14 protein-coding genes are annotated in these 13,139 nt (G+C 67.3%); 4 read left to right on the top strand and 10 right to left on the bottom strand.

The annotated features are described in order from the left end of the window. Position 1 precedes the first annotated feature (1 nt). Positions 2-646 carry a 50S ribosomal protein L3 gene (rplC, locus tag OG780_RS17495; protein ID WP_037627001.1) on the bottom strand — a complete coding sequence of 215 codons (645 nt, stop codon included), beginning with the start codon at positions 644-646 and terminating at the stop codon, positions 2-4. A gap of 17 nt (positions 647-663) precedes the next feature. Further along, entirely contained in the window at positions 664-972 is a 309-nt protein-coding gene (rpsJ, locus tag OG780_RS17500; protein ID WP_003948644.1) for a 30S ribosomal protein S10, read from the bottom strand. A 647-nt stretch (positions 973-1,619) separates the two neighbouring features. Here rpsJ and OG780_RS17505 point away from each other — a divergent pair. After that, the gene (locus OG780_RS17505) at positions 1,620-2,639 is read left to right on the top strand and encodes a hypothetical protein (RefSeq protein WP_328449253.1); all 1,020 of its coding nucleotides are present in this window, start codon (positions 1,620-1,622) and stop codon (positions 2,637-2,639) included. Between the two features lie 18 nt (positions 2,640-2,657). Here OG780_RS17505 and OG780_RS17510 read toward each other — a convergent pair whose 3' ends face one another. The 3 genes from OG780_RS17510 to OG780_RS17520 are packed head-to-tail and all read right to left on the bottom strand — an operon-like array spanning position 2,658 to position 4,383. Then, positions 2,658-3,263, bottom strand: a complete 606-nt coding sequence (locus OG780_RS17510) for a hypothetical protein (protein WP_328449255.1) — start codon at positions 3,261-3,263, stop codon at positions 2,658-2,660. Between the two features lie 41 nt (positions 3,264-3,304). Beyond that, entirely contained in the window at positions 3,305-3,574 is a 270-nt protein-coding gene (locus OG780_RS17515) for a DUF397 domain-containing protein (protein WP_328449256.1), read from the bottom strand. Next, complete coding sequence (locus tag OG780_RS17520; protein ID WP_443062170.1) at positions 3,571-4,383, bottom strand: helix-turn-helix domain-containing protein; 813 nt, start codon at positions 4,381-4,383, stop codon at positions 3,571-3,573. The genes OG780_RS17515 and OG780_RS17520 overlap by 4 nt, the downstream gene beginning before the upstream one ends. A 175-nt stretch (positions 4,384-4,558) precedes the next feature. On the opposite strand from OG780_RS17520, the gene OG780_RS17525 reads away from it, so the two are divergent. From OG780_RS17525 to OG780_RS17535, 3 genes are all read left to right on the top strand, one after another. Further along, a complete protein-coding gene (locus tag OG780_RS17525; RefSeq protein ID WP_328449260.1) occupies positions 4,559-5,035 on the top strand; it encodes an ATP-binding protein in 477 nt (158 codons plus the stop codon). Between the two features lie 250 nt (positions 5,036-5,285). Then, positions 5,286-6,248: a helix-turn-helix domain-containing protein gene (locus tag OG780_RS17530; RefSeq protein ID WP_328449262.1), complete on the top strand. Its 963-nt coding sequence runs from the start codon at positions 5,286-5,288 to the stop codon at positions 6,246-6,248. Positions 6,249-6,308: 60 nt separating this feature from the next. Continuing rightward, positions 6,309-6,692: a hypothetical protein gene (locus tag OG780_RS17535; protein WP_328449264.1), complete on the top strand. Its 384-nt coding sequence runs from the start codon at positions 6,309-6,311 to the stop codon at positions 6,690-6,692. Between the two features lie 86 nt (positions 6,693-6,778). Here OG780_RS17535 and gdhA read toward each other — a convergent pair whose 3' ends face one another. From gdhA to rpsL, 5 genes are all read right to left on the bottom strand, one after another. Then, the gene (gene gdhA, locus OG780_RS17540; RefSeq protein ID WP_328449266.1) at positions 6,779-8,134 is read right to left on the bottom strand and encodes an NADP-specific glutamate dehydrogenase; all 1,356 of its coding nucleotides are present in this window, start codon (positions 8,132-8,134) and stop codon (positions 6,779-6,781) included. A gap of 383 nt (positions 8,135-8,517) precedes the next feature. Next, positions 8,518-9,711 (bottom strand): elongation factor Tu, encoded by a 1,194-nt coding sequence (tuf, locus tag OG780_RS17545; RefSeq protein ID WP_326786071.1) that lies wholly within the window; start codon positions 9,709-9,711, stop codon positions 8,518-8,520. 143 nt (positions 9,712-9,854) lie between these two features. Beyond that, positions 9,855-11,984, bottom strand: coding sequence for an elongation factor G (gene fusA, locus OG780_RS17550; RefSeq protein ID WP_328449269.1), 2,130 nt, complete (start codon positions 11,982-11,984; stop codon positions 9,855-9,857). Between the two features lie 39 nt (positions 11,985-12,023). Then, on the bottom strand, positions 12,024-12,494 hold the full coding sequence (rpsG, locus tag OG780_RS17555) for a 30S ribosomal protein S7 (protein WP_003992340.1): 471 nt from the start codon (positions 12,492-12,494) through the stop codon (positions 12,024-12,026). A gap of 2 nt (positions 12,495-12,496) precedes the next feature. Then, on the bottom strand, positions 12,497-12,868 hold the full coding sequence (gene rpsL / locus OG780_RS17560; protein ID WP_003948652.1) for a 30S ribosomal protein S12: 372 nt from the start codon (positions 12,866-12,868) through the stop codon (positions 12,497-12,499). Positions 12,869-13,139: the final 271 nt, after the last annotated feature.

Raw genomic sequence — 13,139 nt, forward strand, 5'->3', positions numbered from 1 at the left:
CTCAGGCCCCCTTGGCCGCGGTACGGACCAGGACGAGGCCGCCGTTCGGACCAGGGATCGCTCCCTTGATGAGGAGCAGGCCCTTCTCCGCGTCAACGGCGTGAACGGTCAGGTTCTGGGTGGTGACCCGCTCGTTGCCCATGCGGCCCGCCATGCGGACGCCCTTGAACACACGGCCCGGGGTGGCACAGCCACCGATGGAGCCGGGGGAGCGGTGCTTGCGCTGGACACCGTGTCCGGCGCCGAGGCCCTTGAAGTTGTGACGCTTCATGACACCGGCGAAGCCCTTGCCCTTGCTCTTGCCGGTCACGTCCACCTTGATGCCGGCCTCGAACACCTCAGCGGTGATCTCCTGGCCGAGGGTGTACTCGCTGGCGTCAGCGGTACGGATCTCGACAAGGTGGCGGCGGGGAGTGACGTCGGCCTTCGCGAAGTGGCCCTTGAGGGGCTTGTTCACCTTGCGCGGGTCGATCTCGCCGAACGCGATCTGGACGGACTCGTAGCCGTCGACGTCGTTCGTACGGACCTGGGTCACGACGTTCGGGCCGGCCTTGACGACGGTGACGGGAACAACACGGTTGTTCTCGTCCCACACCTGCGTCATGCCGAGCTTCTCGCCGAGGATGCCCTTGATCTGCTTAGCCATTCTCAGATCACCGATCCCTAGAGCTTGATCTCGATGTCGACACCGGCCGGGAGGTCGAGTCGCATCAGGGAGTCAACGGTCTTGGGCGTGGGGTCGAGGATGTCGATGAGGCGCTTGTGCGTGCGCATCTCGAAGTGCTCGCGAGAGTCCTTGTACTTGTGCGGCGACTTGATGACGCAGTACACGTTCTTCTCAGTGGGCAGCGGCACCGGGCCCGCGACCGACGCACCAGTGCGCGTCACCGTCTCGACGATCTTCTTCGCCGACGAATCGATGACCTCGTGGTCGTAGGCCTTGAGCCGGATGCGGATCTTCTGTCCCGCCATGGCTACTCAGTAGTCCTTTGTCTAGTGAAACGCTCTGGAACCCGGGGGTTCGCGTCCTGCTCTCCGACCCACGCGGTCGGGTGTGTCGCGCTCCTGCCGCACAGATATCCGTAAGCGGATTTCCCTACGAGGGACGCGGCTCGCCCGAAAGCAACCGCTGGACCGGGGGCTGAACACCCACCGGGCGCCTGGCCTGCACCCCGCTGACACTTCCCGGAAGATTCCCGTACGTCCGCCCGAGCGCTGCCTTACGGCAGATCGAGCGACGAGTACTGTGGGACTCGCTTCCAGTCCTCCCGACGGGAGGCGCGCAGCATCGGCACTCGACCGAGCAACCCCGTTAGTCTGCCATACCGGACGGCCCCCTGGCCAATCGAGCCAGGGATCGTACCCCTAAGGTGACGCAGATCAAACCCCGGGCACGCGGGCGGGTCGGCCGAAATCTCCGCTCGGGACAAAACCGCCAGAAAGCACACCCCCGCTGGTGACGATCCGCGGCGAGGCCACGGAGTCCCCGTCGTCGGATTCCCTCGGCCGGCTTTTCCAGCGTTCGATCCGCGGTCTCCGCCGGAAGCGTGACGCCGTCCGTGCCGCCATACCGCAACCTCCCCTGGTTCCGGCTGCCGTTGGGCTCGTAGCCTCACCCCATGTCTCGCACCACTCCCCCGCGGCCCCTGGACATCACCGCTCTGTTCCCCGAGCTCGCACCCCTGGCCCGTACCGCCGTCCGACTGCATCCGCGTCCAAGTACCCCTACGGTCAGGGACAGTTCGATCGGCGGCCCCCTGCTGTGGCCGGCCGACGAGCCGTGGCCCACCTGCCCGGATCACGACGCGCCCACGCACAGCGGTCTGGCCCCCGGCGACGTACGGCTGCGGCGGCGCATCCTCGCCGACGGCTGGACCCGGCCTCGCGCCGAGGGCGCCGACTTCCTCACCCCCGAGGAGCGCGTGATCGTCGACCGTGCCGGCGCGGAGACGCGGATACCGCAGGACGGCCCGGTCCCCCTCATCCCCGTGGCCCAGCTCTACGCCGCCGACATCCCCACGCTGCCCCGCCCGGCCGGCACCGACCTGCTGCAAGTCCTCTGGTGCCCCTTCGACCACGACGAGGACTACCTCCCCGCCGCCGAGCTGTACTGGCGGGCCTCCACCGACGTCACCGACCCGCTCCCCGCACCCCCGGAGCCGTCGGTGATCGGCAACGACGACTACCTGCCCGAGCCCTGTCTCCTCCACCCCGAGACGGTCACCGAGTACCCGGCCCCGCACGAACTCCCCGAGGAACTGGCGGACCGCATCCACGCCTGGGAAGAGGAACAGAACCCGGACGACGAGGACGGCATCGAGGTCGTCGGCTACCAGTACGACCTCAGCGTCGCCCCCGGCTGCAAGCTCGGCGGCCACGGCCCCTGGAGCTTCAGCGACCCGTTCCCGATGTCCTGCCCCGAGTGCGGCTCGGACGTCCGCCCGCTGCTCACCGTCGACGGCACCGAATGGGACGGCGGCAGCGGCAGCTGGCGCCCGCTGGAGGACGCCGACTACGACGGCCTGCACTTCCTCGGCCCGGCCTGCGCCACCCAGCTCAACATCGGCCGCGGCTACACCATGCAGATCTACGTGTGCGTGTCCTCGTACGACCATCCGCACGTCCAGAACATGCAGTGACTGCTCTCCTGGCGGGCCTCAGAACGGCGCGAGCAACCGCTCCAGCTCCGCGTCGTACGCCCTGTATCCCGCCTTGCCCTGCTCCGGCGCACCGGAGTCCGGGCGCAGGGTGTCCGGTAGCTCGGCCACCCGCCACATCCGGAAGACGCCTTCCGGAGTGTTGCGCCCGGCATCGTCCACCAGGTCACAGGCGATGCGGATGATCCCGGCGGCCAGGCTCCCGCCCTCCTCGGCGTCCACTCCGGCCGCGATGCCGGCGGTCACCAAAGCGTCCAGCAGACGGGTGAGTTGGAGGTCCGCGCCCATACGGCACATCCGGCGCACCACGTGCGGCTCCTCCAGATAGGCGACGTTCTCCGCCGACTCCGGAACCCAGGTGACGCCCGCCGACCAGAGGAGCAGGAACGGTGCCTCGACCGGGTGCTCGCGCAGATATCCCAGCTCGTCCGAGATGGCCATGACGGGCACGTCGAACCGGCCGATCGTCCGGACCGCCGCCATGATCCGTGCGATGTCCTCGCCCCTGGGCGCCAGAAAGTCCCCCACCGAGACGTCGGCCAGGTCCCAGGTGCCGGTGTGGTTCACCGCGCCGATCTCGACGACTCCGCCCAGGGCGGCGAACACGGTACGGGCGTAGCTCTGCGGGTGGATCGCCGCTCCCTCGGTCAGTCCTGAGCGGCGAACCCGATGAACGCCGTCCAGGCGGCGGGGGCCATCGCCAGCCGGGCGCCGCCCGGGTTCTTGGAGTCGCGGATGTGGATCGTGGTGAGGGTGGGGGCTATCTCGACGCAGTCGTTTCCGTTGCTGCTGCTGTAGCTGCTCTTGCGCCACTCCAGGGCGACTTCGACGCAGTCGCCGGCTTCGCTGCTGCTGCTGTAGCTGCTCTTGAACCAGATCAGCCCCGAGGGGTCCTCGGGGGAGGTCACATGGATCATGTCTCTCCCAGCAGTTGCTCGATGAAGGTCAACGACTCCCTCGGAGTGAGGGCTTGGGCCCGGATGATGCCATAGCGCAACTCCAAGATCCGCAAGTCCTTGGGGTCCGAGACAGGGCGACCGTTGAACGCGCCGTCGGATCGCCCGACCGCCGTACCGTCATCGAACTTCAGCACCTCGATGAGCCCCTGCATCCCGGCGTGATCCTCTCGGTCGGTCGGCATCATCTGAAGCGACACGTTCCGCAACTGACCCACGTGCAGAAGGTGTTCGAGCTGGCGGCGCAGCTTCATCTTCCCCCCGATCGGGCGCCGTAGTGTCACCTCTTCCTGGATGAAGCTGAGCGCTGGAGCAGGCGACCTTTCGTAGATCACCTTCCGACTCATGCGCGCAGCGGTCTCACGCTCCACCACCTCCTGCGGATAGGCAGGCTGACGTGTCTCGAACAGCGCCTGCGCGTACTCCGCCGTCTGCAACAACCCATGGATGTTGTGGTTGCTGTACAGCAACAGCTCGACCGCCCGTTCCTCCAGCATCTTCAGCTCGCGGACCTTCTTCGGGTACCGGGCCTTCTCCATGTCCTCCTTGAAGGCCCGGAGATGCCCGCCGGCATTCAGGACGTCGTCCGCGCGGTCCAGGAAGTCCGCCCGGGGAATCCGCGCGCCCCGCTCCACTTTCCGGACCAGGTCCTCCCCGTAGCCGATCGCCCGCCCGAACTCGACCACCCGCATCCCGGCCGCTTCCCGCCAGAGCCTGACCTGGCGGCCGGTCGCCTCGACCACCGGGGCGATCTCGTCCTCGGGGCTCACGTCCCACCCCGGCTCGTCCGCACTCTCGCTGCTCACACCCACTCACCTCCAACGCCCACCGTTCCCGTACGACACCCGGGACAGCCGGGACAGATCGGGACAACGACCGGACAAACCCTGTACGCACCGACGTCACCGCAGCTCACCGCAGGCGGAGTCGGACACGCTGAGTGACGTGAATCAGGAAACCGCCGGGCCCGAGGCCCCACGCGTCGAACCCGTCCGCAACTTCAGCGTGCTGCTGTCCCCCACGTCACGCGGTGCCCGTCTGGCCAGGCTGCTCGCCACCGAACAACTCCGCTCCTGGGAGCTGCCGTTGAGCCCGGCCGACCAGATCGTCGCGGAGCTCGCGACGAACGCGGCGACACACGGTCGCGTGGCGGGACGCGACTTCCGGCTCACGTTGTACGTCGTCGGCGACACCCTCCGCATCGAGGTGACGGACACCGTGGGTGACCGGCTTCCCCGACTCGGTGCGGCGGAGGCCGGCATCGGCTCGGGCCGCGGCCTGCTCCTCGTGGACGCGTTCGCGGACCGCTGGGGCGTGACACCAGGACCCGCCCCACGCAAGACCGTCTGGGCCGAACTGTCTCTCGTGCCTGGCGGATCCGTCCCGGCACCCGCCGAATCGCGGAATGTCACGACCCGGTGATCGACGACGCGGTCACGCACGACGTCAAAGGCTCTTAAAAGCCCGAGGTGAGAACCACCCACCAACCCCACCAGCCTCCCCGCGGCCGACCCATCACCCGCAAGGGTGACAATCAGCAACTGAGCTGGATTTAGAGGCCATTGCCGGGCATATGCTCGCGGCGGCAACACAACCGCAGACAGACAACGGCCCCCGGCCGGGACTGGCATCCCGATCGAGGGCCTCACCAACAAGGAAGAACCACTTCCCGATGGGTACCCAGAACTTTAGCGCGCCCCCGTGCGCCCAGCCCCGGATTCCGCGGGGCGTCACCCACATCAACGTCCGGCACGCCACCCGCTACACGGTGATCGGCAACCACCTCGCGCAGCACCGCGAGCTGTCCCTCACCGCGATCGGGCTCGCCGCCCACATCCAGTCGCTGCCCGAAGGGGCCCGCGTCGACATCAAGTCGCTCGCCGCGCGCTTCCGGGAGGGCGAGACGCGCATCGCGGCGGGTCTGCGGGAGCTGGAGGCCCATGGCTATCTGTCCCGCAGGCGGGAGCGGCTGCCGAGCGGCCGGGTCGTCACGCACACGGTGTCGTACAACCAGCCGCAGAGGGACCAGCCACAGAGGCTCGCCGTTCCCGCCCCCCGGCCGACGGCACCCGAGCCGGACCCGGCACCGGGAGCGCCCCGGAAACCCGAGCGCGAGCGCGCGGCCGTGCCACCGGCGGCCGGACTCCCTCCCGCACCGGCGCCCACGACCGCAGCCACACCGGCACCGCACATGGCACCGGCACCGGGCCCGGCACCAGCACCGATGCCAAAACGCCCCCTCCCCACCCCCGGCACCCACGACCCGAGCCGCCACCTCACGGCCACCGTGCTCCTCACGAGCCTCCACCGGGAGGACCCGCGTCTCCTGCTCTCGGAGCGCGACGTGAACCGCCTCGCTCCGGCCGTCAGCGCCTGGCTGGAACGCGGTGTCGCGCCCGAGGCCGTACGGGCCACGCTGACCTCGGGCCTGCCCCGGGAGCCGCTGCGCCATCCGGCGGGCGTCATGTCGCACCGGCTCACGGAGTCGCTGCCGCCCCGGACACCCACCGTCCCGGTGGCAGCTCGCCCGCACCCGCTCCAGAACTGCGACGGCTGCGACCGCGCCTTCCGCGCACCCGAACCGGGCCGCTGCGCCCGCTGTGGACGCCGGTCCGATCTCCCGGAGGCCGCCTAGCATGAACGGGACGACGACAAGGGCTTGTGAGACCGCCGTGCCGGTTCGATGATCCGGTCCATGTACAAACGAAGACGCATAGTAGGCACGTATCTCGGCGCGGCCCTCGCCGTCACCGCGCTGCCCGGCATCTCTCTGATCGTCGAGGACCCGCCCTGGGAAGTGGTCCTGAGCGGTGTCGTCTTCCTCCTCGTGAACCAGCTCATCCACACCTACCCCAGCGCCGTCCGCACCGCTCCCCCGGGCGCGGTGCTCGCACTCGCCGCGATCGGGATCGCCCAGGACGCGCTGCTCTGGCTGCTCGTCTCCTGGATCGGCTCGCAGATGGACTACGGCGTCCGTGTCGACGGCTTCCTCGCGGCGCTGGCCGGCGGCGCCGTCATGCGTCTCACGACCCTCGCCGTGATGGCGATCGGCCCGCAACCGGTTCCCGAGGCCGCCTGAACCGGCACGGAACGCGGGAAGGGCCCGTACGACCGACGTCGTACGGGCCCCTTCCCTGAGTCCGGTCCGTCGGACCACGCGGTCCGTCAGATCACGCCCTGCTCCAGCATCGCGCCCGCGACCCGCTCGAAGCCCGCGATGTTCGCGCCGCTGACGTAGTCGCCCGGGACGCCGTAGCGGTCGGCGGTCTCGTGGCAGATGGCGTGGATGTTGTTCATGATCTGGGTCAGCTCGTCCTCGACCCGCTCCCGCGACCACGAGGTGCGGGCGTGGTTCTGGCTCATCTCCAGCGCGCTGACCGCGACACCGCCCGCGTTGGCCGCCTTGCCGGGGCCGAAGGCGACGCCCGCCTTCTGGAAGAGGTGGACCGCCTCGGGGGTGGTGGGCATGTTGGCGCCCTCGGAGACCGCCTTGACGCCGTTGCCGATCAGAGTGGCCGCCGCGGCCGCGTCCAGCTCGTTCTGGGTGGCCGAGGGCAGCGCGACATCGCCCGGCACGTCCCAGACGCTGCCGTTCGTGACGAACCGCGCCGACGCGCCGCGCCGTGCCGCGTAGTCGGAGACCCGGCCGCGCTCGACCTCCTTGACCTGCTTGAGGAGTTCGACGTCGATGCCCTTGTCGTCGACGACGTAGCCCGTCGAGTCGGAGCAGGTCACCGCGTTGGCGCCGAGGGCGGCGAGCTTCTCGATGGTGTAGGTCGCGACATTGCCGGAACCGGAGACGACCACGGTCTGGCCCTCCAGGTCCTCGCCGCGCTCCCGCAGCATGGCGGCGGCGAACAGGACGTTGCCGTACCCGGTCGCCTCGGGCCGGATCAGCGAACCGCCCCAGTGCGTGCCCTTGCCGGTGAGGACACCGGCCTCCCAGCGGTTGGTGATGCGCCGGTACTGGCCGAACAGGTAGCCGATCTCCCGGCCGCCCACGCCGATGTCGCCCGCCGGCACGTCCGTGTGCTCACCGATGTGCCGGTACAGCTCCGTCATGAACGACTGGCAGAACCGCATGACCTCGGCGTCCGACCTGCCGCGCGGGTCGAAGTCGCTGCCGCCCTTGCCGCCGCCGATGCCGAGACCGGTCAGCGCGTTCTTGAAGATCTGCTCGAAGCCGAGGAACTTCACGATGCCCAGGTTCACCGACGGGTGGAACCGCAGACCGCCCTTGTACGGGCCGAGCGCGCTGTTGAACTCCACGCGGTAGCCCCGGTTGACGTGGACCTTGCCGTGGTCGTCCTGCCACGGGACACGGAAGATGATCTGCCGCTCGGGCTCCACCAGCCGTTCGACGAGGGCCGCGTCCGCGAGCTCCGGACGCTGCGAGAGGGCCGGAGCCAGGGTTTCGAGCACCTCGTTCGCGGCCTGGAGGAACTCGGGCTGCGCCGGATTGCGCCGCTCGATGTCGGCGAGCAAGGCGGCGATACGGCTCTTCGTGTCAGGGCGGGTCACTGGGGTCCCTTCAGACGGGGTTGCCGGAACGGCCGACCGGAGTCGGTTCGACCGGTCGGTTCCGGCGGCATCGGTGCGCAGACCAGTCGAGCCCCCGCCCGCGGGCGGGAGACCGTCCCTACAGTCTTCCTCCTCAATTACGGACGCGTTACGTGATTATGCCGACACGCACCAAGAATCGTTTCACCTGGAAGAACCTCTTTTGCATCGCAACAAAGTTCGGATTTCGTATACGAATGCGATCGCTTCGTGAGGTGGACGGACACTTCGCGAGGTGGACGGACATGCGTTGCCGGACACGGCGAAGGGGCCCGTCCGACCGAAGTCGTACGGGCCCCTTCTGGAGCTCAGCTCAGGCTGTAGCTACCGGGTCAGGCTCAAGATCACTTGGTGATCTTGGTGACCTGGCCGGCGCCCACGGTCCGGCCACCCTCACGGATGGCGAACTTCAGGCCCTCTTCCATGGCGACGGGCTGGATGAGCGAAACGGTCATCTCAGTGTTGTCGCCCGGCATGACCATCTCCGTGCCCTCGGGGAGGGTCACAACACCGGTCACGTCAGTCGTACGGAAGTAGAACTGCGGACGGTAGTTGTTGAAGAACGGCGTGTGGCGGCCACCCTCGTCCTTGGACAGGATGTAGGCCTGGGCCTCGAACTCGGTGTGCGGCGTGACCGAACCCGGCTTGATGATGACCTGGCCGCGCTCGACGTCCTCGCGCTTGATGCCACGGAGGAGCAGACCGACGTTCTCACCGGCCTGGCCCTCGTCGAGCAGCTTGCGGAACATCTCGATGCCGGTGACCGTGGTCGTGGTCTTGTCCTGCTTGATGCCGATGATGTCAACGGTCTCGTTGACCTTCAGGACACCACGCTCGATACGGCCGGTGACGACCGTACCGCGACCGGTGATCGTGAAGACGTCCTCGACGGGCATGAGGAACGGCTTCTCGGTGTCACGCGGCGGGGTCGGGATGGCCTCGTCGACGGCGGCCATGAGGTCCAGAACGGTCTGGCCCCACTCCTTGTCGCCCTCGAGCGCCTTGAGCGCCGAGACCTTGACGACCGGAAGGTCGTCGCCCGGGAACTCGTACTCGGAGAGGAGCTCACGGACCTCGAGCTCGACGAGCTCCAGGATCTCCTCGTCGTCCACCATGTCGGCCTTGTTCAGGGCGACGACGATGTACGGAACGCCGACCTGGCGGGCCAGGAGCACGTGCTCCTTGGTCTGCGGCATCGGGCCGTCGGTCGCGGCGACGACGAGGATGGCGCCGTCCATCTGCGCCGCACCCGTGATCATGTTCTTGATGTAGTCAGCGTGACCGGGGCAGTCGACGTGGGCGTAGTGACGGCCCTCCGTCTGGTACTCGACGTGCGCGATCGAGATGGTGATACCGCGCTGGCGCTCTTCGGGAGCCTTGTCGATCTGGTCGAAGGCCGAGGCCTCGTTCAGGTCCGGGTACGCGTCGTGCAGCACCTTGGTAATGGCGGCCGTGAGGGTCGTCTTACCGTGGTCGATGTGACCGATGGTGCCGATGTTGACGTGCGGCTTAGTCCGCTCGAACTTTGCCTTCGCCACTGGGGTCCTCCTGCGGAGTGGTTCTGGTACGCCTTACTCATCGGCGCCAGGTGATCTTTGCTGGGATGCCGCCCGCCGGGATTTTCCCTCCCGGGTCATCCCCGGCGGTCGGTGTCAAGCCTAAAGCGTGTAAACGGGGTGTGTTACTCGCCCTTGGCCTTCGCGATGATCTCCTCGGCGACGTTCCTGGGAACCTCGGCGTAGGAGTCGAACTGCATCGAGTAGCTTGCGCGACCCGACGTCTTGCTGCGGAGGTCTCCGACGTAGCCGAACATCTCCGAGAGGGGCACGAGGCCCTTCACGACGCGAGCGCCGCTGCGCTCCTCCATGGCCTGGATCTGGCCACGGCGGGAGTTGAGGTCGCCGATGACATCACCCATCGACTCCTCGGGCGTGGTGACCTCGACGGCCATCATCGGCTCGAGCAGCACGGGGCTGGCCTTGCGCGCGGCCTCCTTGAACGCCTGCGAACCGGCGATCTTGAAGGCGAGCTCGGAGGAGTCGACCTCGTGGTAGCCACCGTCGAGAAGAATGACGCGGACGCCCGTCATCTCGTAGCCGGCCAGGATGCCGAACTGCATGGCCTCCTGCGCACCCGCGTCCACCGACGGGATGTACTCCCGGGGGATACGGCCACCGGTGACCTTGTTCACGAACTCGTACGCCGGACCGTCGGTCTCGGTGATGGGCTCGATCGCGATCTGCACCTTGGCGAACTGACCGGTACCACCGGTCTGCTTCTTGTGGGTGTAGTCGTGACGCTCGACGGTCTTGCGGATCGTCTCACGGTAGGCGACCTGCGGCTTACCGACGTTGGCTTCGACCCTGAACTCGCGCTTCATACGGTCGACCAGCACCTCGAGGTGCAGCTCGCCCATACCGCCGAGGATGGTCTGGCCCGTCTCCTCGTCCGAGTGAACGTGGAAGGAGGGGTCCTCCTCCGCGAGACGCTGGATGGCTACACCCAGCTTCTCCTGGTCACCCTTGGACTTGGGCTCGATGGCGACCTGAATGACCGGCGCCGGGAAGTCCATGGACTCCAGGATGACCGGGTTCTTGTCGTCGCACAGCGTCTCACCGGTGGTGGTCTGCTTCAGGCCCATGACGGCGACGATGTCGCCGGCGCCCACCGCTTCGATCTCCTCACGCTTGTTCGCGTGCATGCGGTAGATCTTGCCGATGCGCTCCTTCTTGCCCTTGACGGAGTTCAGCACCGCGGTGCCAGTCTCCAGGCGGCCCGAGTAGACCCGGACGAAGGTGAGCTTGCCCAGGTGCGGGTCGCTCATGATCTTGAACGCGAGGGCGGAGAGCGGCTCGTCCTCCGACGGCTTGCGCTTGACGACCAGCTCCGGGTCCTTCACGTCGTGGCCCTCGATGGCCTCGACGTCAAGCGGAGTCGGCAGGTAGCGCACGACCGCGTCGAGCAGGGGCTGAACGCCCTTGTTCTTGAACGCGGTGCCGCAGAACACCGGGGTGACCGTGACATCGGTGGACTTGCCGGACGCGATGGTGACGCGACGGATCGCGGCGTACAGCTGCTCCTCGGTGGGCTCCTGGCCCTCCAGGAACAGCTCCATGATCTCGTCGTCGTGCTCCGCGACGGTCTCGACCAGCTGACCGCGGTACAGCTCAGCGGCCTCGACGTGCGTGGCCGGGATGTCGACGACGTCGTACATCTCGCCCTTGGCCGCCTCGGCGGACCACACGAGCGCCTTCATGCGGACCAGGTCCACAACGCCCTTGAAGTCCATCTCGGCACCGATCGGGAGCTGCATGATGATCGGGACAGCGCCGAGGCGGTCCTTGATCATGTCCACGCAGCGGTGGAACTCGGCGCCGGTACGGTCCAGCTTGTTCACGAAGCAGATGCGCGGCACGCCGTAACGGTCGGCCTGACGCCACACCGTCTCGGACTGCGGCTCGACACCGGCGACACCGTCGAACACCGTGACGGCACCGTCGAGGACGCGGAGCGAACGCTCCACCTCGACCGTGAAGTCGACGTGCCCCGGGGTGTCGATGATGTTGATCGTGTAGTCGTTGTCCTCAAGCGGCCAGTGACAGGTGGTGGCAGCAGAGGTGATCGTGATGCCACGCTCCTGCTCCTGCTCCATCCAGTCCATGGTGGCGGCGCCGTCGTGGACTTCACCGATCTTGTAGCTGACGCCGGTGTAGAAGAGGATCCGCTCAGTGGTGGTCGTCTTGCCCGCGTCGATGTGAGCCATGATCCCGATGTTGCGGACCCTGGCCAGGTCAAGTGAAGTGGTAGCCATAAGGCTTCAGTCTTCTCTCGGTCTCGATGTGGGTAACGACTACCAGCGGTAGTGCGCGAAGGCCTTGTTGGACTCGGCCATCTTGTGGGTGTCCTCACGCTTCTTCACAGCGGCACCAAGGCCGTTGGAGGCGTCGAGAAGCTCGTTGAGCAGACGCTCGGTCATGGTCTTCTCGCGACGGGCGCGGGAGTAACCGACGAGCCAGCGCAGCGCGAGCGTGTTGGCGCGACCGGGCTTGACCTCGATCGGAACCTGGTACGTCGCACCACCGACACGGCGGGACTTGACTTCGAGGGTCGGCTTGATGTTCTCAAGCGCGCGCTTCAGCGTGATGATCGGGTCGTTGCCCGTCTTCTCACGCAGACCCTCCATGGCGCCGTAGACGATGCGCTCGGCGGTGGAGCGCTTGCCGTTCAGCAGCACCTTGTTGATGAGGGAGGTCACCAGAGGGGAACCGTAGACCGGGTCGATGATGACCGGGCGCTTCGGGGCGGGGCCCTTACGAGGCATTTCTACTTCTCCTTCTTGGCGCCGTAGCGGCTGCGGGCCTGCTTGCGGTTCTTGACACCCTGGGTGTCAAGCGAACCGCGGATGATCTTGTAACGAACACCGGGCAGGTCCTTCACACGGCCGCCACGCACGAGCACGATGGAGTGCTCCTGCAGGTTGTGTCCCTCACCCGGAATGTAAGCCGTGACCTCGATCCCGCTGGTCAGACGCACACGCGCGACCTTACGCAGGGCCGAGTTCGGCTTCTTCGGGGTGGTCGTGAACACACGCGTGCAGACGCCGCGACGCTGGGGCGAACCCTCGAGTGCGGGCGTCTTGTTCTTCTCGACCTTGTCCTGCCGGCCCTTCCGGACCAGCTGCTGGATCGTAGGCACTACTTCTCCGGTTTCTGTGTGCCGAATGGTGAAGCTAACCTGGAACGCCACCGACCCACGCGGTCGGGTGTGTCGAATACTGCAGACCTTCGCCGCGAGGCGAAAAGGGCGCAGATTGCGGTGGCCGCTTACGGCTCCCCTTGCGGTCTGAAGGCACGCACGAGAGCCAGGGCACACCCCAGGCACAAGGTAAGAGCGTACCTACCTCATGGACTTCGGTCAAAACAAATGCCGTGGTGCCCGACACGCCGGACTTCTCCCGATCCATTCT

Origin of the sequence: Streptomyces sp. NBC_00386 (assembly GCF_036063235.1) — a bacterium.
GTDB lineage: Bacteria > Actinomycetota > Actinomycetes > Streptomycetales > Streptomycetaceae > Streptomyces.

What these genes read in the sequence shown, in the direction of transcription:
- OG780_RS17535 (WP_328449264.1), top strand. Translation starts at nt 6,309, where the DNA reads ATGTACAAACGAAGACGCATAGTAGGCACGTATCTCGGCGCGGCCCTC.
- rpsJ (WP_003948644.1), bottom strand. Translation starts at nt 972, where the DNA reads ATGGCGGGACAGAAGATCCGCATCCGGCTCAAGGCCTACGACCACGAG.
- fusA (WP_328449269.1), bottom strand. Translation starts at nt 11,984, where the DNA reads ATGGCTACCACTTCACTTGACCTGGCCAGGGTCCGCAACATCGGGATC.
- rplC (WP_037627001.1), bottom strand. Translation starts at nt 646, where the DNA reads ATGGCTAAGCAGATCAAGGGCATCCTCGGCGAGAAGCTCGGCATGACG.
- rpsG (WP_003992340.1), bottom strand. Translation starts at nt 12,494, where the DNA reads ATGCCTCGTAAGGGCCCCGCCCCGAAGCGCCCGGTCATCATCGACCCG.
- OG780_RS17505 (WP_328449253.1), top strand. Translation starts at nt 1,620, where the DNA reads ATGTCTCGCACCACTCCCCCGCGGCCCCTGGACATCACCGCTCTGTTC.
- OG780_RS17515 (WP_328449256.1), bottom strand. Translation starts at nt 3,574, where the DNA reads ATGATCCATGTGACCTCCCCCGAGGACCCCTCGGGGCTGATCTGGTTC.
- OG780_RS17530 (WP_328449262.1), top strand. Translation starts at nt 5,286, where the DNA reads ATGGGTACCCAGAACTTTAGCGCGCCCCCGTGCGCCCAGCCCCGGATT.